Genomic DNA, 23,885 nt, shown 5'->3' on the forward strand with positions numbered 1-23,885 from the left:
AGTTTTTCTGGGCTATATTGGCCTCCATGTTTGAAGTGCTTGTCTTCGTTTACGAAAACTACTACACCGGCGAGGCCTGTCCTGAACCCGCCCATCTGGAGCGGAAACTCAGCGCCGTTGGCTTTGAGCCCGAGGAGATCGGGGACGCGCTGACTTGGCTCGCGGGGCTGGAGACGGCAGCCAAAGGCTCCATGGGCTTTGCCATCGCGCCTGCCAAGGCGCCACAAACGCCGCCCGAGCCCTGGCTGCGCCAGCCCAGCCCCTACAGCGTCCGTATCTACCCCACCTACGAGCAAAACCACCTTGGCGCACAGTGCCTGGGTTTCATCAGTTTTCTGGAGTCTGCCGGCGTACTGCCCGCCCACATGCGCGAAGTAGTGATCGACCGCGCGATGGCTGCACCTGGCGCACCGGTCACGCTGGAAGACCTGAAGGTCATCATCCTGATGGTGTACTGGAGTTTTGGGCAGGAGCCCGAAGCGCTGGTGCTTGATGAACTGTGTGAAGACCGAGTCGAGCGCGTCGCGCATTAGACCCCCACGCTCCACCGCTGCGCGGGTCGCTGCCCCCCAAGGGGGCTAACTCGCCTTGGGGCGGCCCGGCGGCGAGTTGTCACTCGCCGCGAACTAGCCCCTCTCTCCACCCGATACAGACTCAGGCTAGCAAGCGTTCTGGATTGGCTTCCAGCTTGGCCAGTGCGTCGCGGGTGGCGCGCACGGTCAGGGCTTCTTCTTCTTGCGGCAGCAACAAACCGGCCTGCAGGTAGGCGGCCAGACGACCGGCCTGGATCAGGAAACTCTTGCCGGTGCTGGCGGCGAACAGGTTCAAATGTTTGCGCTCACTGCGCCAAGCCAACTGGACCTGGGTAATCTGGCCGTTGTGGTCCAGCGTGTACCAGGAGCCCAGATGCAGCTCCTTGGCCCACGCCACCATGGCAGCGGTCGGTTTGGAGCCCCCATTGCCCACCACTTCGATGGCCGAGGCATCAATGCCCAACATCATTTCTATGGTCTCGGCATCCAGCGGCAGGTCGCCCACGCCGTCTTCACTGACGAAGTCTTCCAGATTGCCCAAACGCTGGGCCATGGCATCGATCTTGGCCTGCGGAATGGCCTGGGTTTTGGACAGGAAGGCGTCGGCGAGTGTGTCGCTGACGACCTTGATGTTCTTTTCCTGCTCGCTGGGCGCCATGGCCAGCAGCGTCATGCCAGAGCGCAAGCGCAGCAGCAGATTGGGCAAGTCCTGGATCACCTTGGCACGGTCCGCACGGTTGGGCTTGGCGCTGGCCGCCCAGACCAGGTCGGTAGCCGATTTCTTGAGCGTCAGCGTATCCGCATGCTGTGGGCCCTTGCGTACCGCGGCCACGGCCAATACCTCGGCCCAAACCTTGAACAGGAATTCTCGGATCTCATCGCGCACCGGCATGTCTTTCAACATGTTGCGCATCTCGATGGTGTACTGGATGGCCAGGGTTTCTTTCTGCTCGACCTGCTGTGCGACACTGACGACCTTCTTGGTCGCGCCCTTGTCGGTCAGGAACTTGGCCAGGAATTTCTGGAACTCGTCGTAGACGATCTGGTAAACCTTCTTGCCAGTTTCGGGGTACTGCTCGATGACCTGCACGATGCGCTTGATCTCGGCCTCCATGGCACTACCCTGCACGCCAGAGGAATCAAAACCCATGACGCAGGAGCCCATACGATCGATCAACAGACGGGCCGGATGGGTAGTGGTGCCAAAGAAGTCGGGATCTTCCAGCGCCACTCGCAGCACCGGCATCTGCAACCGTGCAAACCAGACCCGGATACCCGGCGGAATGCGGTCTTCGGCCAGGATCGCCTGGAACATCAGCGCGACGATTTCAATCGTGGCTTTCTCGCCCTTGGTCTCGGCTTTCTTCTTGAGCTCTGCCGATTTTTCGCGGATGTTCTCTGCCACCCGGGCCACACCGGCCGGGCTGTAATCCTCGTACATGGTGCCGCCTGCGGCATAGGCCGCAGCGATCGCCTGGGGTCCAATTGCCTGCGCCAGCCCCGGCGAAGGCGCCTGGTGCGCCGTCCCCATGAAGTCGCCGCCACCGTGGCTGACAAACAGCCGCCGGATCTGGCCTATGACCCCCTGCGCCCGGCTGCGCGCACGCGCCAGCGGGGTATTGGACGTCATCATGCGCGTCTCTTCGGACGCCGCGTAACTCTGGCTCGGGCCACTGGGTGCGCCTGCGGCCTGTTTCCAGAATGGGGTTCCTCCACCCGATGCGGGCTGCCCCTGCGGACCCGGACCCGATGCAGGTCCAGAAGCCGGGCCACTGGCACCGCCGTCTGCGTTCCAGCCGAGCCGGCCGCCAAAAAAGCCTCCGCCCGAACGCTGGGCGGCGCCCGGCCCGGATTCGGCGTACCCGCCGCCTTGTCCTGCTTGTGCATGGCCGCCACCCGGGGCACCTGCGGCACCCTGACCTTGCGCACCTCCGGCAGCCCGACCCGCAGGCCCTTGCTGCATGGGTGCCCCGCCGCCGCTCTGAGGTCCGTAGCCCTGCGGACCTTGCGGATAGGCGCCCTGCTGCTGCGGATATGCACCGCCTTGCCCCATATCACCACCGTCAGCGGGCGGCTGTTGCAAGTCACCGGGTTGCAGATTGGGCAAGGGCGACGGACGGCCGCCAGCTGCCCGAACGGGCGCCTTGACACGGTCCTTGAGTTCGATCGTGGGCATCACGCCCTTGCTGATCAGGGCGTCATTGGCATTTTTGTAGGCTTCTTTAAAGCGCTCGATCAGTTTGCGCTGCACGACCTCGCTGACCAGTGGCCAGGAGTCCCCCGGCATGCCGGATTGGGCCCACTGCTCCACCATCAGCAGAACTGATACCTCGGGGCGGTAAATGTCATGCCCGTCGAGATCCTCTATGCCTTCGAGGAAACGGGTGCGTACGCGCAAATCGTCAAGCTGCGGCAATACTTTGTCATTGACCGCCAACACCAGGCGCGAGGCCAGAATCTTGTTTTCCACGACCTCGGTGCCCACCAGCTCCAGCCCGGCCACATCCAGGCTGTCGCCGGATTTTTTGTTTTTGGGCGGATCCAGGCATTCACGCCAGGCCTTGGTGGTGCCGTCCACCCAGACTGGCCGGCACTTTTTGTAGGCAGTCCAAGTATCGCGCCGGGTCTGGCTTTCACGTGCGCTACAGGGTTCGTCTACCAGCTCGGTCAGGCGCTCCTGCACCGTGCCGCTGATCTCCACCATGGCCTTGCTGGCCTCGGCCAGAAATCGCTCCCGCACTGCACGGGCAAGCTGCAGTCTGGGAGAGGGGCTGGATGGAGACGTCGCCATGACTCAGAAAAGGCTCAGACCGTGGCGCCAGCGTTGGGGTCCGATGGATCGGTGTCTTTCTTGACAGGGCCCTTGATCAGGTCTTCGCGCTGGATACCCAGCCACATGGCAATGGACGCCGCAACAAACACCGAAGAGTAGATGCCAAACAAAATGCCAATGGTCAGCGCCAGCGCAAAGTAATGCAGTGTGGCGCCACCAAACAGCAGCATGGACAGCACCATCATTTGTGTGGAGGCATGGGTGATGATGGTCCGGCTGATGGTGGAGGTGATCGCGTTGTTGATGATCTCCTCGGTATTCATCTTGCGGTAGCGGCGGAAGTTCTCGCGAATCCGGTCAAAGATAACCACCGACTCGTTCACCGAATAACCCAGCACGGCGAGCACGGCGGCCAGCACAGGCAAGGAAAACTCCCACTGGAAAAACGCAAAGAAACCCAGGATGATGATCACATCATGCAGGTTGGCAATGATGGCGGCCACCGCGAATTTCCATTCGAAGCGGATGGCCAGATAGAGCATGATGCCCACCACCACAAAAGCCAGTGCCTTGAGGCCATCGGCTGCCAGCTCGTCCCCCACCTGGGGGCCCACAAACTCGGTACGGCGCATGGTCGCGGAAGCATCCGCGGCCTTGAGCGCGCCCATGACCGCTTCACTTTGCTGGCCCGATGTTGTGCCTTTTTGCACCGGCATGCGGATCAGGACGTCTTGTGCTGTGCCAAAGTTTTGCACCTGCACGTCCTTGATGCCCAACTTGTCAATGGCGCTACGCACCACATTCAAGTCCGCGGGCTGGGAGTAGCTGACCTCCATCAAGGTGCCACCGGTGAATTCCACCGACAGATGCAGGCCACGGGAGAAAAGGAAGAAGACCGCCGCCACAAAAGTGACGAACGACACCAGATTGAACAACCGTGCATGCCGCATAAACGGAATGTCACGGTGGATTTTGAAGAATTCCATGCCGTTTCCCTTTAGTTCGGTGTGACCTGATTGCCGGAATCAGGGCGCCAAACCGTCCCAATGGACACTGTTTTTAATTTCTTTTGTCGACCGTACCACAAATTTACCACGCCTCTGGAGAAGAAAACCCCGGAGAACATGCTTGTCAGAATGCCCAGACAGTGCACCACGGCAAAGCCGCGCACCGGACCGGAACCAAAGGCCAGCAAAGCCAAGCCGGCGATCAGGGTGGTCACGTTGGAATCGATGATGGTGGCCCAGGCGCGGTCGTAACCGGCATGGATGGCGGCCTGTGGTGAGGCGCCATTACGCAGCTCTTCGCGCACACGCTCGTTGATCAGCACGTTGGCGTCAATCGCCATACCCAGCACCAGCGCCATGGCCGCCATACCCGGCAGCGTGAGCGTGGCCTGCAGCATGGACAACACCGCCACCAGAAGCAGCAGGTTAAACGCCAGCGCAACGCTGGAGATCACGCCAAACAGCATGTAGTAGATACACATGAAGATGGCCACGGCCACAAACCCCCAGGTCACGCTGTGAAAGCCCTTGGTGATGTTTTCGGCGCCCAGGCTGGGACCGATGGTGCGCTCTTCAATGATTTCCATGGGCGCAGCCAGCGAACCGGCGCGCAGCAGTAGCGCTGTGTCATTGGCTTCCACGATGGTCATGGCGCCAGAAATTTGCACCCGACCGCCACCGATTTCGGAGCGAATTACCGGCGCAGTGACCACTTCGCCCTTGCCTTTTTCAAACAACAGTATGGCCATGCGTTTGCCAATGCTTTCGCGCGTCACATCGCGGAAGATACGTGCGCCCTTGGCGTCCAGCGACAGATTGACGGTGGGCTCCTGGGTCTGGCTGTCAAAGCCAGGCTGTGCATCGGTCAGGTTGTCACCTGTGAGGATCACCTGCTTCTTCACGATCACGGCCTGGCCATTGCGCTCCAGATAACGCTCGGAACCGAAAGGCACTACGCCCGAGCCGACTTCGGCGGCGCGCGCATCGCTACCGTCATCCACCATGCGGATTTCCAGTGTGGCAGTGCGTCCCAGAATGTCCTTGGCCTTGGCCGTGTCTTGCACACCAGGCAGTTGCACCACGATGCGGTCCAGTCCCTGCTGCTGGATCACCGGCTCGGCTACGCCCAGCTCATTGATGCGGTTGTGCAGGGTGGTGATGTTTTGCTTGAGGGCCTGCTCCTGCACCGTGCGTGCTGCAGCCGGTTTGATGGAGGCCACGATCTTGAACTCACTGCCATCTGCGCTTTGCACCATGTCCAGATCGGCGAACTGGTCCTGCACGATACGCCGTGCGGCTTCTGCGGTTTGCGCGTCGCGGAAACGAATTTCAATGGTTTGGCCGTTGCGGTTGATACCGCTGTGGCGCACATTTTTCTCGCGCAGCGCCGTGCGGATGTCACCGGCCAGCGATTCGGCCTTTTTGCTCAGCGCCGCCTGCATGTCCACCTGCAGCATGAAGTGCACACCACCGCGCAAGTCCAGCCCCAGGTACATGGGCGAAGCATGCAGAGAGGTCAACCACGCAGGTGAACGGGACAACAGATTGAGGGCCACCACGTAATCCGGATTGGCGGGGTCCGGATTAAAGGCCTTCTGGATCACGTCCTTGGCCGTGATCTGGGCATCGGTATTCGGGAAGCGCGCCTTGATGGACGTGCCATCCAGACTCACGGCTTCGGCCGTGATACCCGCCGCCTTCAGGGCCTCTTCCACCCGGCCAAGGGCTGCAGCATCCATTTTGATGGAGGCTTTGGCAGTCGACACCTGCACCGCAGGGGATTCACCAAAAAAATTCGGCAGGGCATACAGCCCTGCCACCAAGAGCGCGACCAGAATGATCGCGTATTTCCACACCGGATAACGGTTCATGATCGCGCTTGACTCAGTTAATGGTGACCGAAATTACTTGATGGAACCCTTGGGCAGAACCTGCACCACAGCGCTGCGCTGGATTTGCACTTCCACGCCATTGGACACTTCCAGGCCCACAAAGCTTTCGCCCAGCTTGCTGACCTTGCCCAGGATGCCACCGGCGGTCACGACTTCATCACCCTTGGCGATGGCTTCAATCATGGCCTTGTGTTCCTTTTGCTTCTTCATCTGGGGGCGAATCATCACGAAGTACAGCACCACAAACATCAGCACCAGCGGCAGCATGCTCATGAGCGAGGATTGCATGTCTCCGCCAGCAGCGGCAGGAGCGGTTTGGGCGAAAGCGGAAGAAATAAACACAGGCGAACTCCACAAATTGGGTCAAAGGAAAAAACGGACCACCCCGGCCAAACGCCGCGCACAAGCGCGCCGCCCCGGGGCAGACAACCGGTCATTGTAAGGGGCCGGAGTGCAAGGCCCGGCCCCTTGGGCCATGGCCCTAAGCCACGCGGGCTCTTGGTTGGTGGAATTGCGCCTGCAAAAGTTCCCATTGGGTACGCGCAGCTGCCAGATGCCGGGCTTTGACATGGCCAAAACCGCGAATTTGCTCGGGTACCCGGGCAAAGGCCAAGGCTGCATCGCGGTTGCCCGCATTGAGCACCGGGAGCATGGCGGCCACGGCGTCCTGGTATTCCAGCACCAAGGCCCGCTCCTCACGGCGCTCCTGGGTGTAGCCAAACACATCGAGTGCGGTGCCACGCAGGCCCTTGAGGCGTGCCAACAGCTTGAACGCCAAGCCCATCGCGGGCCCGAACTTCTGCTTTTGCAACTCGCCCTTGTCATTTTTGCGGGCCCACAGGGGCGGGGCCAGGTGGTAGTGCAGGCTGAAGTCCCCTTCAAACTGTGCCTCGATCTTGGCGCGGAATGTGCCATCGCTATGCAGACGTGCCACTTCGTACTCGTCCTTGTAGGCCATCAGTTTGAACAGGTAACGCGCCACCGCCTGGGCCAGTGGCGTGGCGTCACCGGCCACGGCGCGGGTCTCGGCCTGCCGCACCTGGTCCACAAACGCCGCGTAACGCTCGGCGTAAGCAGCGTTTTGGTAAGCGGTTAGAAACTCCACACGTTTGGCCACCATGGTCTCCAGCGACTGCGTCTGGCGCGGCGTGAAGGCGATAACCTGGCCGGGGTTCAAAACACGTTGCACCGCAACGCCATCGTGCGCGGCGCGGCGGCCCCACTCGAACGCCGTCTTGTTCTGCTCCACGGCCACGCCATTGAGTTCGATGGCGCGCATCAGCGATTCCAGCCCCAGCGGAATCCAGCCCTTTTGCCAGGCAAAGCCCAGCATGATGGGGTTGGTATAGATGCTGTCGCCCATGAACTGCGTGGCCATGGCGTCGGCGTCCAGCGTGCCCACCGCGTCCGGCCCAACGGCCTTGGCGATATCCGCCACACACTGTTCTCCGGGGTTGGCCCAGTCGGCGTTCTTGACGAAGGCGGCGGTGGGCGCGCTGTTGGAGTTGAGCGCCACATGCGAACGGCCCTGGCGCAGGCGCAATAACGTTTCCTTGCCCGCCACCACGATCGGGTCGCAGCCAATCACCAGGTCCGCTGAGGCCATGCCCACCCGCGTGGTGCGGATACCGTCTTGCGTCGCACCAATGAGCACATGGCTCCAGGTGGCGCCGCCTTTTTGCGCCAGGCCCCCGGCGTCCTGCGTGACGATGCCCTTGCCTTCCAGATGCGCGGCTACACCGAGCAACTGGCCAATGGTGATGACACCCGTGCCACCCACACCCGCCACGATAGTGCCCCAGACGCCACCGGGTACGCCGTGTACATCGGGAATGGTCGGCTGCGGCAGGCTGGGCCAGGCCGTGCTGTCCTTCGCGGCCTTTTTCTTGCGCAGCTTGCCGCCTTCCACGGTCACAAAGCTGGGGCAAAAGCCCTTGAGGCAGCTCATGTCCTTGTTGCAGCTGCTCTGGTTGATCTGGCGCTTGCGGCCGAATTCGGTTTCCAGCGGCTCCACGCTCATGCAGTTGCTTTGCACGCCGCAGTCGCCACAGCCTTCGCAGACCAGCTCGTTGATGACCACCCGCGTGGCGGGATCGACCAGCGTGCCGCGCTTGCGGCGGCGGCGCTTCTCCGTCGCACAGGTCTGGTCGTAAATGATGACGCTGGTGCCTTTGATCTCGCGGAATTCACGCTGGATGCGGTCGAGTTCATCACGGTGCTCGATGGCGATACCGTCGGGCAGGCCCTTCACATCGTCGTACTTTTCCGGCTCGTCGGTCACGATGATGATCTTCACGGCGCCTTCGGCGCGCATGCTCTGCGCAATCTGTACCACCGAGTGCCCTTCGGGCCGCTCACCCACCTGCTGGCCGCCGGTCATGGCCACCGCGTCGTTGTAGAGAATCTTGTAGGTGATGTTGACACCCGCCGCGATGCTTTGGCGCACTGCGAGCAAACCGCTGTGGAAGTAGGTGCCGTCGCCCAGGTTGGCAAAGATGTGTTTGTCGTGGGTGAAAGGTTGTTGCCCCACCCACGGCACGCCTTCGCCACCCATTTGCGTGAAACCGTCTGTGCTGCGGTCCATCCAGATGGTCATGAAATGGCAACCAATGCCGGCCATGGCGCGCGAACCTTCGGGCACCTTGGTCGAGGTGTTGTGCGGGCAGCCCGAGCAGAACCAGGGCTGGCGGTCCGCGCTCTTGGCACCTGACAACTCAATCACGTGCATGGCACGCTCTTTGGCCTCCAGGATCGCCAATTGCGCATCGATGCGTGCGGCCGTGTCGGCGTCCACACCCAGCTTCTTGATGCGCTGGGCAATCGCCCGCGCAATGATGGCGGGCGACAGATCGGCATTGGCACGCAAGAGTGTGTTCGCCGTCGGATTAGGCATGGACCATTCACCGCCCGCGCCAAACTGGTCACCGGTGTCCACCTCGTTGAACTTGCCCAGCACGGTGGGCCGCACATCGGGGCGCCAGTTGTATAGCTCTTCTTTCAGCTGGTATTCGATGACTTGGCGCTTCTCTTCGACCACCAAAATTTCCTGCAAGCCGGTGGCGAATTCGCGCGTCAGTTGTGCTTCCAGTGGCCAGACCACGCCGACCTTGTGCAGGCGAATGCCGAGGCGCTGGCAGGTGACATCGTCCAGCCCCAGATCGAGGAGCGCCTGGCGTGTGTCGTTGTAGGCCTTGCCGCTGGCGATGAGGCCGAAGCGGTCGTTTTTGCCTTCGATGACGTTGTAGTTGAGGCGGTTGGCGCGGATGTAGGCCAGCGCGGCGTACCACTTGTAGTCAAACAAACGCGCCTCCTGCTCCAGCGCGTGGTCCGGCCAGCGGATATGCAGGCCGCCCGGGGGAATGATGAAATCGGTCGGCGTTTTGATCTGGACGCGGTCCGGATCAATCATCACCGTGGCGCTGGACTCGACAATTTCCTGAATCGTCTTCATGCCCGCCCACACACCCGAGAAGCGGCTCATGGCAAAAGCGTGGATACCGAGGTCCAGAATCTCCTGCACATTGGCCGGGAAAAACACCGGCGTGCCGCAGGCCTTGAAGATGTGGTCGCTCTGGTGCGCGGCGGTACTGCTCTTGGAGATGTGGTCATCCCCCGCCACCGCAATCACCCCCCCCCACTCGGTGGTGCCGGCCATGTTGGCGTGTTTAAACACATCGGAGCAGCGGTCTACACCCGGACCCTTGCCGTACCAGATGCCAAACACGCCGTCGTATTTGTTGGAGCCGGGCGGTGCAAAGCCCAGTTGTTGTGTACCCCACAGTGCGGTGGCAGCCAGCTCTTCGTTGACGCCGGGCTGAAAGACCACGTGGTGCGCCTTGAGGTACTTTTCGGCCTTGACCAGCGATTGGTCATAGGTACCCAGCGGCGAGCCGCGGTAGCCGCTGATAAACCCGGCCGTGTTCTTGCCCAGGCGCATGTCGCGCACACGCTGCAGCATCGGCAGCTTGACCAGGGCCTGCACCCCGCTCATGAAGGCGTGGCCGTAGTCCAGCGCGTATTTGTCGTCGAGGGTGACCGTCGCCAGCGCCGTGCGGATGTGCGCGGGCAGGTCCCGGTTGAGGGGTGCATTCATGGTGCTTGTCTCCGTGTTTTTGTTCGGCAAAGTGTATGCCTGCAAAGCGGATATGTCTTTGCGTTCTTTGCCCGAATACCGACTTGCAAAGAAAGATTCTTTCTCCATAATGGCATTTATGGAAACACTTGACCGATTCGACATCGCCATCCTGAACGAGTTGCAAAACGACGGCCGCCTCAGCAACGCCGAACTGGCCACCCGTGTGGGCCTGAGTGCCGCGCCCTGCTGGCGGCGCGTGAAGTCACTGGAAGACAGCGGCTTCATCACCGGCTACCGCGCCGAGATCAACCGCCAGAAAATGGGCTTGGGCGTGTTGGCCTTTGTGCGGCTGGACGCCAACCGCAACAGCGGTGATGTGCTGCAGGCACTGGAAGAAGCGATACGCACCATCCCCGAGGTCATCAGCTGCCACTACATCAGCGGCACCGGCACCTTTGAGCTGCAGGTGGTGAGCCGCGACCTGGCCACCTTCAGCCAGTTTGCGCGCGAAGTGCTGATTAACCTGCCCAATGTGAAAGACCTGCACACCAGCTTCTCGCTGGGTGAGGTGAAGGCCAGCAGCGCCTTGCCGCTGGGCCACCTGCAGCCGCAGCCTGCGGCCACGTCTACGGCGACCCGAGGCCGGGCATGAAACGGCGCGACATCCTTATTCATGCATCATTTGGGCCTCTAGCCCTTATGCAGTATGCGCAAGCAGCTCCTGATTCGATAGCAAATCCAGCCACATTGCCACTGCGCAACCTGCAGATCGAGGTGCGCCAGGTGCAGTCGGGCGAGAGCCAGCGCAATGAGGCTGGCAGCGCAGGCGGGGTGCAGATCGACAGCCAGGGCCAGGTAGCAGTGCAGGGCACGTTGCGACTGCAGCAGCGCCAGTCGCAACAGTCGTCCAGTGCCAGCCAACTGGTGCTGGTGCTTAACGGGCGCAGCGCGCGTATTGCGCTGGGCACGGTCTGGCCGCTGCGCGTGTTCCAGACCTGGCTGCGCGATGGCCGGCTGGTCACCACCCAGGGCACCTTGCTGATACAGGCCGGCACCGGCTTCAGCGCCACACCGCGCTGGGATGGCTCGGACGTGGTGGAGCTGGAAATTGCGGCGCAACAGGCGCCAGGGAACGCAGCGAATGCCGTGGGTGCGTTGCAGAACAACAGCAGCACCACGAGTGTGGTGGTGGTTCCGCTAGGGGAGTGGAGTACGGTGGCGCAGTCCGAGCAGAGCAGCCAGGACCAGCAGTCCGGGCTGGCCGGTGGCGCCCGGGTTTCGACCCAGTCGCGCACCGACGTGCAGGTGCGCGTGACCGCGCGTTAAACCTGTCAGCGACTAACGCGCGACGAGCGCGGTGCGTTGGAGCACGTCATTGATGGTGCTGGACAGTTCTTCGGCAACGAATTTGGCCACGTAACCGTCGGCGCCCACACTCTTCACATGGCCTTCGTTGGTGGTTCCCGTCAACGACGAATGGATGATCACCGGGATGTTCTTGAAACGGGTGTCCTGCTTGATGTTGCGCGTCAGCGTGAAGCCGTCCATCACCGGCATTTCCAGATCGGTCAGCACCAGCGCCACCTTGTCACGCGCAGTCTTGCCTTCGGCGGCTGCCTTGGTGTGGATGTCTCCCAGCATGTGCCAGGCCTCTTCGCCGTTCTTGCCCATCACGTAGGGGATGCCCATGGCCTTGAGGCCCTGCTCCAGCATCATGCGGGCCACGGGTGAGTCGTCGGCCGCCACCACGATGGTGCCTGGAGGCAAATGCACCTTGGCGACGTTTGCGCCTTCGGGCAGCGCCTGGTGTTCGTTGGGGAACACATTGCGCAGGATCTGCTCCACGTCCAGCACCTGGGCCAGACGGGTGTCTTCGGCTGCACCATCGAGCCGCGCGATGCTGGTGACCAGACCGCCGCCGCTGTTTTCAGCGGACAACACGTGTTTCCACTCCAGACGCACGATTTCGTTGACTTCTTCGACCGCAAAGGCCTGCGTGGTTCGCGCGAACTCGGTGACCAGCAGGATGCCCAGGCCCTTGGTGGGCCGGCAACCCACCACCATGGGCAGGTTGATTACGGTGATCATCTGGCCGCGAATATTGGCCACACCCATGACTTCGGGTGGTGAGTTGACCATGGCGGTGATCTCGGGCATCACCAGAATTTCGCGCACCTTGAACACGTTGATACCAAACGACTCACGCCGCTCGGAGTGTTCGGCCTCGCCCAAACGGAACAGCAGCAGCTCAAACATGCTGTTTCCAGCCAGATTGGTCCGCTCGTCAATGTCTTTCATGCTGCTCATTTTTATCTTCCGTTTGTTATGCACAGAAAGTCTACTGCGCCCATGGTAGCGCGGTCTAGGGCCTGTTTACCCTTATTTTGCACATTGCATTGTGGATCGTATAGGCAAGCAGCCGGGGGCTGAACCGTGCCATCTATTTCGGCCACAGCACCCACAACTGAAGCGGCTGGCGCATGCGCCCGGCCAGCTCACCAGCCTGTGCACCCCAGCCAGCAAAGTAGTCGGCGCGCACCGCGCCGGTGATGGCACTGCCGGTGTCCTGCGCGAGCACCAGTTTTTGCAGGTTGGTCTGCGGTCCGTTGGAGACCAGCCAGACCGGCGCACCGTAGGGAATACTGGCCGGATCTACCGCGATGGAGCGCCCCGGTGTCAGTGGCACACCCTGTGCGCCCTTGGGCCCGGCAACGGCTTCCAGATCAGGGATCGCTTCTTCGCGGAAAAACACCATGCGCGGATTGCTCCACAGCAGCTCCTGCTGGCGCTGCGGGTTTTGCGCCAGCCATTCCTTGATGCCGGGCCAGGAGGCGTCCTTGATCAGTCCCTGGTCCAGCAGCCAGCGGCCCACGCTGCGGTAGGGTTGGTCGTTGGTGCCCGCATAGGCCAGACGCGTCCAGTGCTGGCGGCCATCGGCCTCCGTCACACGCACGCGGCCGGAGCCCTGGATCTGCAGCACCAGCGCATCGATCGGGTCGGCCAGATAAACAATCGCACGGCCCTGCAGCGCCGCCTGGGCTTCGGGCAGGGTGTCCATTTCCTGGCGCGTGAACCAGGGCTTGCGCTGGGCCAGATTGGCGGGCGGCTGGTACAGCGGCACCGCAAAACCGGCGCGCGGCACGCGGCTGGCTTCCAGTATCGGCTCGTAATAACTGGTGAGCAGCCCATTGGGGTCGCCCTGCGCCGACTCCACGCGGTACGGCTGCAGGCGCGACTGCATCCAGGCGCGCTGCTCTTCAGGGCTGCCAATGCTCAGGCGCCGCACATCCCCACACAGCGCGGTGAACGGCGGCACCGCACGTTCGCAGCTTTTGATCCAGGCGTTCCAGGCTTCGTACAAACTGTCTTCGCCAAAGCCCGGCAGCTCCGACCACGCCACCGGCACCCAGCGGCCCGGGCCGCGGTTGAGCGTACCGGCCACGTTGACAGGCGCACTACTCGGTACGCTGACCACCGGCGCCCGCGATGGGGGGTACAGCGGCGGCGCGCTGCCGCAGGCGGCCAGCATTCCTACAATCGCCAGCACAGCCCACCGCACACCTGTGTGGGCCAGGAGCCAATTCATGACACTGTTATTGCTGGAAGCGCTGGGCGCTGGATTTCTGTTCGTAGGCATCATCTGGTGGACCATGTTTGCGGGCCGCAAGAACGGCGAGCTGCCAGACGATACATCGTCCGTGGACAAAAATTCAGACAAAAAAGGCCTTTAGCCCTTATGCAGCCTGCGCAAGCAGCTACTGAATTTATAGCAATTAAAACCATCTAGAGAATACGGTGCTGCAGCGCCGGCAACTGGCTGCGGCGCTGGGCCAGCGCACTGGCGTCCAGATCGGCCAGCACCACACCGGCCTCCTGCGCCTGCTGCCCCAGTACCTGGCCCCAGGGGTCGATCAGAATGGACTGGCCCCAAGTGTGGCGCCCATTGGGGTGCACACCGCCCTGGGCCGCGGCGGCCACAAAACTCAGGTTCTCAATGGCACGGGCGCGCAGCAGCACCTCCCAGTGCGCCTGGCCCGTGGTATGGGTGAAGGCGCTGGGCACCAGAATCAGGTCCACACCCGCCTGCGCATACCCGCGGTAAAGCTCAGGGAAGCGCAGGTCGTAACACACACTCATGCCCACATTCCAGGTGTGTCCGTCCTTGGACGGCAGCGCAAAGTGGGTGGGCGTGCCACCGCGCTCCAGTACGCGGGATTCGTCATAACGCTCGGTGCCGTTGTCAAAGCGGAACAGGTGGATCTTGTCGTAACGCGCCACACATTGCCCTTGCGGATTGAACGTCAGGCTGCTGTTGAAAACGCGGTCTTTCTGCGTGGCGCGCAGTGGCAGCGTGCCTGCGACGATCCACAGCCCGTGGGTACGTGCTGCGTTGGCCAGAAAGTCCTGCATGGGGCCGCTGCCAAAGTCTTCCTGGATGGCGAGTTTGTCGCTGTCGTGCTGGCCAATCAGGCAGAAATACTCGGGCAACACGGCCAGCTCGGCACCGGCCTGCGCGGCCTGGGCCAGCAGCACGCCGGCCTGGGCCAGGTTCTCGGCCAACACGCCGGTAGACACCATCTGGATTGCGGCAACTTTCATCGGGGCTCCTGGGCTCTGTTCACACTATTCTTTGGCAGGCGCGGCGGGCGCCGTCTTGCGCTCCACCTTGGTCACGCGGGGTTCCACCCAGGTGCCGTCGATAAACAGCTCCTGCGTGGCGGCCTGCATCAGTGGGCCGCGCAGGATCACCTGCGCGAGGAAGGTGCTCAAACCAATCAGCGGGTTGATGGCCGACGCAATCAGCGACGCGCTGCCGGCATTAATCTCGGGGATCACCACCACCTTGATGGCCTGGGTTTCTTTGGCAATGTCCGCCTGTCCGTCCATCAACACGACGGCGTTGACACCCTTCATCTGCAGGTTGGTCGTGCGCGCAATGCCTTGCTCGATGGCCACGTCACCGCGCAAAAAGTCAAAGGCAAAACCTTCGCTGAACACATCGCGGAAATCCAGCGTCAGGCGTCGCGGCAGCGACTGCAGGCTCAGCACGCCCAGCAATTTGGCAATGCCAGGATCGGCCTTGAGGAACTGGCCGGTTTCCACATTCACATTGAAGTTGCCGCCCAGGCTGGGGTAGTCCAGCGTGATGGGCGAGCCCATCCAGGCCACCTGGCCTTCGATCTTGCCCTGGCCTCTGCGCACTACGCCGGGCATGGCAAAACGCTCCAGCAGCACACCCGCATCGTTGATGTCGAGTTTGAAGTTCATCACCGTGCGGCGGCGCTCGCGGATGTTGCGACGCGACCCGCTCGGCGCAGACGCAGCCTGTGCGTTGATGTTGGTCCAGTTGCCTGAGGCGGTGAGCACCGCTTCGGGCGTGATGATGTTGAAGCGGTTCAGGCGCCACTCGCGCGGACCGTCGCGCGGCCCTGCCGCCCCCAGGTTCACCGCATCCACTTCCACGCGGCCCAGCTTCTTGCCACGCAGTTCAAAGTCTTCCACCACCACATCCAGCGCGGGGATGCTGGAGGGCTGGTCATCCAGCAGGCTCTCCACTTCCTGCGCGGTACTCTGGCCAATAGACAGGCGCGCCAGGCGGCCATAAAAACGCCCGGCGGCCGCGCCCACCGGCTGGCGGTACTCCACGTAACCGCTGAGTTCGGTGGCATCTAGATTGGCACGCCACAACAGGCCGTCGCGCCCACCGCCCACCACCACTTTGTTGATCTGGCGCCCGCCCATCACCAGCTCGGTGGCACGCACGGCCAGGCTGGTGGGCAGATAGCTCATGTCTGCCAGATTGCTGGCCGACGGCGCGCTGCCCGAGGCGCTGGACAACACGGAGCTCCAAGCGTCCAGGTCGGCACGCTGCACATTGATATTCGCCACCACGCCCTCGCTGGGCATGGGTGCCGACTCGTCCGCTGCCAGCCCTACGGCAATCGCACCACGCAGCACGCGGGCCTCTGCGCCCGATACATCACGCACATAGGTCACGCTGGCCAGGCGTCCCACGTCCAGTTGCAACTGGTCCTGCGCATGCACCGTGCCACTCGTGTCGGGCACCAGCGAGCTGCGCACCGCTGTGGTCTCCAGGCGCAGGGGCATGGGTGTTTCAGCGATCTTGCTAAACGGCGCGGGCAGGTTCAGCGCCATGCCGGTCAGCGAACTGGTGAGCAACACCTCGGGCACACCGCCGCGCAGACCCAGCGTGGCGGAGTAGCTGCCGGTGCCCGTGGCGTACTGCGCCATACGCGCCACCACGCCCAGCTCTTTGGCCTGGCGCAGGCCCTCGGCCGTGGCCGTGCCCTGGATGCGCAGGACTTGGGGGCCTGCCTTTTGCGCCGCAGCGGTGCCGGTCAGGACACTCAAGCCGCCGTCAATGCGCACGTCACCGCCCACGGCGCGGGCTTGGCCGCCGGTGACCGTGATGCCGGTCTCGGTGAATCCGAGCTGGCCGCGGGCCCGGGTCAGGCGCGGCGTCTCAGGAGACAACTGCACGTCATTGCCCGCCAGTGTCACCGTGCCCTGCGCCGTTGCGCGCTCCACGTCCCGGATCGGAAAAGCCACTTTGACACGGTAGTCCGCATTCCCGCTGGCCGTGGTTTTGGCCAGCACCTTGTTGATCAGCGCGCCCAGCGGTGAGCCGTTGACAAAACCCAGCACCTCGGTGAGCGGCCCTTTGGCCTCCAGGCTGACGGCCACCTGGGCGTCGCCGTACAGTTGGCTGACCGTGGCTTCTGCCTTGCTGATCTGCAGGTTGCGGCCATTCACCAGCGTGGCGCTGGCGTTTTTGACCTGCAGCGTGGCATGGTCAATCACCAGCTCGCCCGAGACCTGCTGCAGAGCCGGCCAGGGCAGACTGCCCTTGTGCAGCAAACTGCTAGGCACATAGGCATAACTGGCGTTGCGCACATCGGCTGAAATGCGGAAGTCGCCCTGCTTCGCGTCGCTGTAGGGAAAACGCGCCAAGTCGCCTTTGAGCTTGAACTTCACCGCGCTGGCACTGCCACCCAGCACCGCATCGCGCACATAGTCACGCACCTCTTTGTCCAGCTCCAGTGGCAGGTAGCGGTGCACACGGGTGCCCTCAGCGCGGCTCAGGCTGCCTTCCAGGTCCAGCACGCCAGGTCCCGCTGTTGCGCCAGACGTGGCGGGCGCGGACTGCCACTTGAACTGCAACTCGCCCTGCGCATCGGCGTTGGCAAAACGCACGTTCGAGGCCGACACGGTGAGGGACTGGCCGTCACGTTGCCACTGCACATCGGCACGCAGTTGGTCAAAGGGGACGGCTGCCTCTTCCAGAATGCCGTAGGCGTCAAAAATGCCCTTGTCCAGCACCAGTTGGGCCTTGCCGCCCATCTGGTTGAGGTCAAAGTCGGCATTGAGCCCCTGAATACCCAGGCGCTTCACACCGTTGAAGTCTCCGCCCGGCACCGTGAGTTGGCTGATGCGCCCCTTGGCCGCATACCCCTCCAGTTGCTCCAGCGGGCCGCGCCAGTTGCCTTGCAAACTCTCCACCAGCCCACGCGGCGCGATATTGCCCATCAGCTTGTGCGCCGTGTCGCCCACCGGCAGCCGCTGCGCGATCTGCGCCATGGCTGCCAAGTCCAGCTTGTCGGCGGTGATCTCCCCGCGTGCGGGGTTGCGGCCTTCGGCGGCATAGGTGCGCAGCGCCACATTGCCTCCAGGCCAGTGCAGGCCATCTTCGGTTTCAAACTGCAATGCGTGGGTGAAATACTCGGTACCACCCTGCAACTGCTGTATGCCCACGCGGCCCGACACATTGCGCAGAGCCAGAGGCTGCAGGCGCGCGCCGGCCGTCACCTGCACACCATTCATCTGTACATCGGCCGTGGCCCCGGTGACCACGCCCTTGTCGACATCGGCCCAGGCGCGCAGGGCACCCGCACCGTGCGCCAGGTCCACGCCCACGTCCACATACTGGCGCAAATGCGCCAGGTCCACCTGCGGGAAACTGGCGTAGAGCTGCCCTTGCCACTGCTTCCACTGGCCGGCACTGCGCTCCAGCAGCGGTTGTTTAAAGACCCCGGAGGCACTCCAGCGCGAGCCCCACTCGGGCGGTGGGGTCGCATCCACCCGCAGAGAATGGGTGCGCGGCCCGTTGCGCAGCACCATGTCCACATCATTGAGCACCAGCGGGACGGCGGAGCGCATCTCGTCGGTCCAGTGCACCGAGCCATGGCGTATGGCCAGCTCGGTTTGCGAGAAAACCCAGTCTGCAGCCTTGCCGTCTTCGGTTTGGGTATCGGGCACCGGCATACCGGCCACCCAGATGCGGCCATCTGCCGTGCGCCGCACTTCCAGCACCAACCCTTCCACATAGAGCTGCTCAAACCCGAGACCGATGACCGAACGCGGAGAGAGCGCCGCCAGCACCGAGGGCAGGCGCAAGGCTTCGCGCCCCTGCGCATCGATCAGGCTGATATTGTTGAGTTCAAACGAAGGGATCAGGCCGTTGGAGCGCGCGGTGATGGCACCAATGCGTACGGTCACCCCCAGAGTGCGTGTGGCCTGCTGTTCCAGCCACGGACGCAATTCCCCGATTCGCGGCACAATCAGAAAATGCAAGCCTCCCCAGACCAGCGCCACCGTGATCCACGCTAAGGACAGCAAGCCCATCGCCCAATGGGCGACCACGGCACCCGCCTTGAGCCAGGGCGTAGGGGTTGGCGACTGTTCAATCATCGTGCTTTGAAAACCATGTCAGGAATTATCACCCGCAATGGGCCTCCTCCTCTGTCTGGAGGGTCGCGTTTTGGCCAGCGCATCCAGCGCCGCTACGCCACACAACTCGGGCTTCTGGCACCCGGCACGCCTGGGCGGCAATCCATACAGGCGCTGTATGACGTGCTGCGGGCCGATGGAGCCGATGCCTCCACCGCGCTGCGCACCACGCGCCAACTGGTGCTGGAGCGCCTGGTGGGCCTGGACTGCGACAAGGGCGTGGACCTGCAAGTGATCACCGGCGCCATGACCGAACTGGCCGAAATCGCCTTGCAGGTGGCCTACACCGAGAGTTGCCAGTCCCTCAATGCCGTACACGGTGCGCCACTGGGACCACAGGGCGAACCGGCACAGCTGTGCATCATCGGCATGGGCAAGCTGGGCGCACGCGAGCTCAATGTGTCCAGCGACATTGACCTGATCTACATCTACGACCACGACGGCGAAACCGCCGGCAACAGCGAAGGCCGCGGCCGCATCTCCAACCAGGAGTACTTTGGCAAGCTGGTACGCGCCATCTACACGCTGGTGGGCGACACCACCGAACACGGCTTTGTGTTCCGCGTAGACCTGGCGCTGCGCCCCAACGGCAACTCCGGCCCACCCGCCGTATCGCTGGGTGCGCTGGAAGAATATTTCCATGTGCAGGGCCGCGAGTGGGAGCGTTTTGCCTGGCTCAAGAGCCGCGTGGTGGCACCCGCCGAGGCCATTGGTTCGTCGTGTGCGCAAAGTCTGCGCGGCGTGGTGGTGCCCTTTGTGTTCCGCCGTTACCTGGACTACAGCGTGTTTGACGCGTTGCGGGTACTGCACCGCCAGATCCGCGAACACGCGAGCAAACGCAGCGCCGGCCGGCCGGAGCGCAGCAACGACGTGAAGCTGTCGCGTGGCGGTATCCGCGAGATTGAATTCACTGTGCAGCTGCTGCAGGTGGTGCGCGGCGGACAGTTCCCCGAGTTGCGCACCCGCCCCACCCTGAGTGCGCTGCAGCGCCTGGTGACCGCCGGGCTCATGCCGCAGGACGCCGCCGACGCCCTGGCGCGCGCCTACATCTTCCTGCGCCGCGTGGAGCACCGCATCCAGTACCTGGAGGACCAGCAGACCCATGTGCTGCCCACCTCCGATACCGATCTGGGCTGGATCGCGGCCACGCTGGGCTTTGAGAACAGCGCAGACTTTCTCTGTGAGCTGGACGGCCACCGTGAACTGGTGGCGCAGGAATTTGATGCGCTCTTGGGCGGCTCGCAACAGGGTGGCTGCAAAAAAGGCACGTGCAACGGCAAAAGCGGCGGCCCCGGGCTGGACGACTTTGACGCATTGCTGGAGCTGCTGAGCGGCGCGTTCCGCGAACGTATTTCCCACTGGCGCGAGCACCCGCGCATCCTGGGCCTGCGCGAAGAATCACGCGCCCGGCTGGGCCGCCTGCTGCTGCGCACCGCGCAGTGGGTCACCGAGGGCAAGGTGGGCGACGCCGCCGCCGTGCGCCTGGTCGACTGGATAGAACCGCTCTTGCGCCGTGACAGCTACCTGGCCCTGCTGCTGGAACGCCCCAACGTGCACGAGCGACTGCTGCGCATGCTGGGCGCCGCGCGTTGGCCCGCACGTTACCTGCTCAAACACCCCGGCGTGATCGACGAGCTTGCCGGCGGCTCCATGCTGGACGAGCGTTTTGACGCGGCCGACTTTGAGCGCGAACTGGAGCGCCGCCGCAACGCACTGCAAGGCAGCGCCGAAGACGACGACGAAAACCTGCTCAACCTGCTGCGTCGCGCCCACCACGCCGAGGTGTTCCGCACGCTGGCGCGCGACCTCGAAGGCAAGCTCACTGTGGAGCAGGTGGCCGACGACCTGAGCGCGCTGGCCGAGAGTGTGCTGCGCACCACCACCCGCTGGTGCTGGTCACGCCTGAAAAACAAACACCGCCCGGACCACCGCTTTTCCATCATTGCCTACGGCAAGCTGGGCGGCAAGGAACTGGGCTACGGCTCGGACCTGGACATCGTGTTCCTCTACGACGATGACGACGAACGCGCCCCCGAGGTCTATGCCGCGCTGGTGCGCAAACTCATTAACTGGCTCACCGTGAAGACCGGTGAGGGCGACCTGTATGAGATCGACACCGCGCTGCGGCCCAACGGCAACTCGGGCCTGCTGGTGACCAGCTTCAACGCCTACGCCAACTACCAGCAGCAGCGCGGCAGCAACACCGCGTGGACTTGGGAACACCAGGCCATCACGCGCGCACGCTGTGTGTTGGGCACCACGGATTTGCAAGCCCGCTTCGACGCCGTGCGCGCCGCCGTGATTGGCGCAGTGCGTGAAGAGCGTGGCCTGCGCGAAGAGATTGGCAGCATGCGCGAGAAGGTGCGCAGCGCCCACCCGGTGAAGGGCACGCTGTTTGACGTGAAGCACAGCCCCGGCGGCATGGTGGACATCGAGTTTGCCGTGCAGTTTCTGGTGTTGTCGCAAGGCTGCAAACACCCGGAACTGCTGGACAACGTGGGCAATATTGCCCTGCTGCTGCGCGCGCAGGAGTGCGGCCTGTTGCCAGCACCCGTGGGCGAGAACGCTGCCGCGGCCTACCGCGTGCTGCGCCAGATCCAGCACAAGGCGCGGCTGGACGAAGTGCCTACGCAGGTCGAAGACGGTGTGGCACAGACCGAGCGTGCTGCAGGCCTGGCGTTGTGGGCCGCAGTGTTTGGCAGCTTATAAGCTGTTTAGGCCACTAGCCCGCACAGGGACTGCGTGAGCAGCTTCTGTTTTGATAGCAAATTCGCACTGCCAACTGGCCGCTCAGAGCATTTCATCGGGCGCAAAGGGCGCTATCAGCGTGGTGATGAATTGCAGGCCCAGACTGGCGTCTGGCTCACTCACCGCATCCGGGAACGCCGCGCCCGGCGGTGCACGCCACCGCAACTGCTGGTCCCGCAACTCGACACGGTAGGCGTCTTTGGCCAGCGTGGGCTCAATCAGGCGCGTCGCTTCGGCGGAGATGGTGCGGTTGCGGATCACGATGGCCACTTCGCTGTTGTGCAATTGCGAGCGCAGATCCAGGTTCATGGAGCCCACCACCAACAGCGCGTCGTCCATCACCACGACCTTGGAATGCAGGCTGGCGCGTGAACTGCCTGCCCCTCCACTACCACTTCCACTGCCCAAAGCCGACGCGCCAAAGCTGCGGAAGGTGCCCTCCTGCTCGGCCCGCATTTCGTACAACTCTATACCCAGGCCCAGCAACGCACGGCGGTAACGCGCATACCCCACGTGGGCGGCCGGTGCGTCGTTGGACGCCAGCGAATTGGTCAACACGCGTATCTGCACATCGCGTCGGCGCAGGTTGGCAAAGGTCTCCAGCATGCGTTCGCCAGGCACAAAGTAGGGCGAAACGATCAGCACCGAACGCTGCGCCTGCGCCATGAGCTGCAGCAGGCCGTCGACCGCGGTGTCCTGTGCGGCTTCGGTGGCGTCCGCATCCGCCGCGATTTTGGAGGGCTTGTCCACCAGCAACACCGACGGCGCCCAGGTCCACGGCAGCAGGCTCAAGTCCGTGGTGTCCGGCAGGGTGGACGGCGCCGGTGCAGCATCGGTGGGTGCAGTGGCCAGGGTCACTACGGCAGGCGGCGCAGCGGGCACGGGGCCTGCAGTTTCCTGGTCAACGGCCGCTACAGCAGGCTGGGGTTTGAGCGCGTCAATCTCCTGAAGCGTCATCAGCGATTCCACCGGGTAGGCCAGTGGGTTGTTCCAGTACTGGTCAAAGCTGCGCGACAGCTCGCGCACGATGCGCCCCGCAGCCAGCACGTCGATGTCGACAAAGTTGGTGCCTTCGCTCTGGCCAAAGTAGGTCTCACCCAGATTGCGCCCGCCGGTGATGGCCACCGCGTTGTCGGCCACCAGCATCTTGTTGTGCATGCGCCGCTGCATGCGCCCCGCGTCTTTGAGGTTGCCCAGCACCCGCGTCACCATGGAGCCACGGCCACCAGGCAGCGGGTTGAACAGGCGCAGCTCGATGTTGCGTTCAAACGCCAGCTTGAGCACCTGCGCGTTTTTGCCCGAGGTGTTGAAGTCATCCAGCAGGATACGGATGCGCACACCCCGGCCCGCCGCGTCGCGCAACGCGTCAAACAGGCGCTCGGTGGTCTCGTCGGCAAAGATGGCGTAGTACTGGATGTCCAGCGTCTTCTGCGCCGCCTTGATCAGCACCATGCGGCTGGAAAACGCCAGCTCGGCATCGCCCACCAGCGCAAACCCCGAGTCATTGCGCGTGCCCGCCTTCTGCGCCCGCACCGCCACCAGACTGCCCAGCCGCGTCTCGGCCGGATTGGTCAGTGCCGTGGACACCGGCCGGTCTACTGCGCTGGGAAGCGACGCGCAGCCAGTGAGCCACAGGCTGAACAACACTAGGGCCAGCGTGCGCCACCCCGTTCTTCGCGCAAGGGTTGTGGCCGGGTGGTTGTGGAAATGAGCAGGCTGCATGGTGCAGGCCACTGTAGCGGAAGCGGCGATTTATGTGTGAGCGGTAGGGCACACAAGGACTTATATGTCTTTTAGGCCTCCAGCCCTTGTGCAGACTGCGCAAGCAACTATTGTTTTGATAGTAAAGAGATGGGCTTACGCTGCATTTCGCTCTGCAGGGTAAGCAGTCCGGGTATCCATTCTCCGGCCCACGCTCGCGGGCGAAGGTTTTGGGTTGCCCGAGGTTCGCTCGTAAACGGCATTGTTGGCGTACCTACTATTTGGCAATTGCGAATGGGGCCTGCGCCCGGATACCCGGGCTACCTAACCAAATATGAATTTGCGGCGAAAGTGAGCGGTTGCCAATCACCGAAAATGGGGAACCCAAGTCCGCAAAAAATGGCGTCC

15 protein-coding genes are annotated in these 23,885 nt (G+C 63.1%); 5 read left to right on the plus strand and 10 right to left on the minus strand.

Translation table 11 applies throughout. The features are described from left to right. Window positions 1–26: 26 nt before the first annotated feature. The gene (locus RS694_RS19250) at window positions 27–533 is read left to right on the plus strand and encodes a Smg family protein (protein WP_029706710.1); all 507 of its coding nucleotides are present in this window, start codon (window positions 27–29) and stop codon (window positions 531–533) included. A 121-nt stretch (window positions 534–654) separates the two neighbouring features. Here RS694_RS19250 and RS694_RS19255 read toward each other — a convergent pair whose 3' ends face one another. From RS694_RS19255 to RS694_RS19275, 5 genes are all read right to left on the minus strand, one after another. After that, window positions 655–3,324, minus strand: coding sequence for a DUF1631 family protein (locus RS694_RS19255; protein ID WP_029706711.1), 2,670 nt, complete (start codon window positions 3,322–3,324; stop codon window positions 655–657). 14 nt (window positions 3,325–3,338) lie between these two features. Next, on the minus strand, window positions 3,339–4,292 hold the full coding sequence (gene secF, locus RS694_RS19260; RefSeq protein WP_029706713.1) for a protein translocase subunit SecF: 954 nt from the start codon (window positions 4,290–4,292) through the stop codon (window positions 3,339–3,341). Window positions 4,293–4,303: 11 nt separating this feature from the next. Continuing rightward, window positions 4,304–6,184, minus strand: a complete 1,881-nt coding sequence (secD, locus tag RS694_RS19265; protein WP_029706714.1) for a protein translocase subunit SecD — start codon at window positions 6,182–6,184, stop codon at window positions 4,304–4,306. Between the two features lie 33 nt (window positions 6,185–6,217). Continuing rightward, entirely contained in the window at window positions 6,218–6,547 is a 330-nt protein-coding gene (gene yajC, locus RS694_RS19270; protein WP_029706716.1) for a preprotein translocase subunit YajC, read from the minus strand. Window positions 6,548–6,686: 139 nt separating this feature from the next. Then, window positions 6,687–10,298: an indolepyruvate ferredoxin oxidoreductase family protein gene (locus tag RS694_RS19275; protein WP_029706717.1), complete on the minus strand. Its 3,612-nt coding sequence runs from the start codon at window positions 10,296–10,298 to the stop codon at window positions 6,687–6,689. 118 nt (window positions 10,299–10,416) lie between these two features. On the opposite strand from RS694_RS19275, the gene RS694_RS19280 reads away from it, so the two are divergent. Next, window positions 10,417–10,932 (plus strand): Lrp/AsnC family transcriptional regulator, encoded by a 516-nt coding sequence (locus tag RS694_RS19280; RefSeq protein ID WP_037246885.1) that lies wholly within the window; start codon window positions 10,417–10,419, stop codon window positions 10,930–10,932. A 47-nt stretch (window positions 10,933–10,979) separates the two neighbouring features. Continuing rightward, window positions 10,980–11,606, plus strand: a complete 627-nt coding sequence (locus RS694_RS19285) for a hypothetical protein (protein WP_152528784.1) — start codon at window positions 10,980–10,982, stop codon at window positions 11,604–11,606. Window positions 11,607–11,618: 12 nt separating this feature from the next. On the opposite strand, the gene RS694_RS19290 is transcribed toward RS694_RS19285, so the two are convergent. After that, complete coding sequence (locus RS694_RS19290; protein WP_037246819.1) at window positions 11,619–12,587, minus strand: chemotaxis protein; 969 nt, start codon at window positions 12,585–12,587, stop codon at window positions 11,619–11,621. Window positions 12,588–12,720: 133 nt separating this feature from the next. Continuing rightward, window positions 12,721–13,932, minus strand: a complete 1,212-nt coding sequence (gene mltA / locus RS694_RS19295) for a murein transglycosylase A (protein WP_029706723.1) — start codon at window positions 13,930–13,932, stop codon at window positions 12,721–12,723. On the opposite strand from mltA, the gene RS694_RS20625 reads away from it, so the two are divergent. Continuing rightward, window positions 13,865–14,011, plus strand: coding sequence for a hypothetical protein (locus tag RS694_RS20625; RefSeq protein ID WP_162531383.1), 147 nt, complete (start codon window positions 13,865–13,867; stop codon window positions 14,009–14,011). The genes mltA and RS694_RS20625 overlap by 68 nt on opposite strands. A gap of 52 nt (window positions 14,012–14,063) precedes the next feature. Here RS694_RS20625 and RS694_RS19300 read toward each other — a convergent pair whose 3' ends face one another. After that, the gene (locus tag RS694_RS19300; RefSeq protein ID WP_029706725.1) at window positions 14,064–14,879 is read right to left on the minus strand and encodes a carbon-nitrogen hydrolase family protein; all 816 of its coding nucleotides are present in this window, start codon (window positions 14,877–14,879) and stop codon (window positions 14,064–14,066) included. A 24-nt stretch (window positions 14,880–14,903) separates the two neighbouring features. Continuing rightward, on the minus strand, window positions 14,904–18,989 hold the full coding sequence (locus RS694_RS19305; RefSeq protein ID WP_029706726.1) for a YhdP family protein: 4,086 nt from the start codon (window positions 18,987–18,989) through the stop codon (window positions 14,904–14,906). 15 nt (window positions 18,990–19,004) lie between these two features. Here RS694_RS19305 and glnE point away from each other — a divergent pair, with 15 nt between their 5' ends. After that, entirely contained in the window at window positions 19,005–21,737 is a 2,733-nt protein-coding gene (gene glnE / locus RS694_RS19310) for a bifunctional [glutamate--ammonia ligase]-adenylyl-L-tyrosine phosphorylase/[glutamate--ammonia-ligase] adenylyltransferase (RefSeq protein WP_029706727.1), read from the plus strand. Between the two features lie 81 nt (window positions 21,738–21,818). Here the strand turns inward: glnE and RS694_RS19315 are convergent, their stop codons facing one another. Then, a complete protein-coding gene (locus tag RS694_RS19315) occupies window positions 21,819–23,498 on the minus strand; it encodes a phospholipase D-like domain-containing protein (protein WP_029706728.1) in 1,680 nt (559 codons plus the stop codon). Between the last annotated feature and the right edge of the window lie 387 nt (window positions 23,499–23,885).

It is taken from the genome of Rhodoferax saidenbachensis (genome assembly GCF_001955715.1).
GTDB classification, from domain to species: Bacteria; Pseudomonadota; Gammaproteobacteria; order Burkholderiales; family Burkholderiaceae_C; genus Allorhodoferax; species Allorhodoferax saidenbachensis.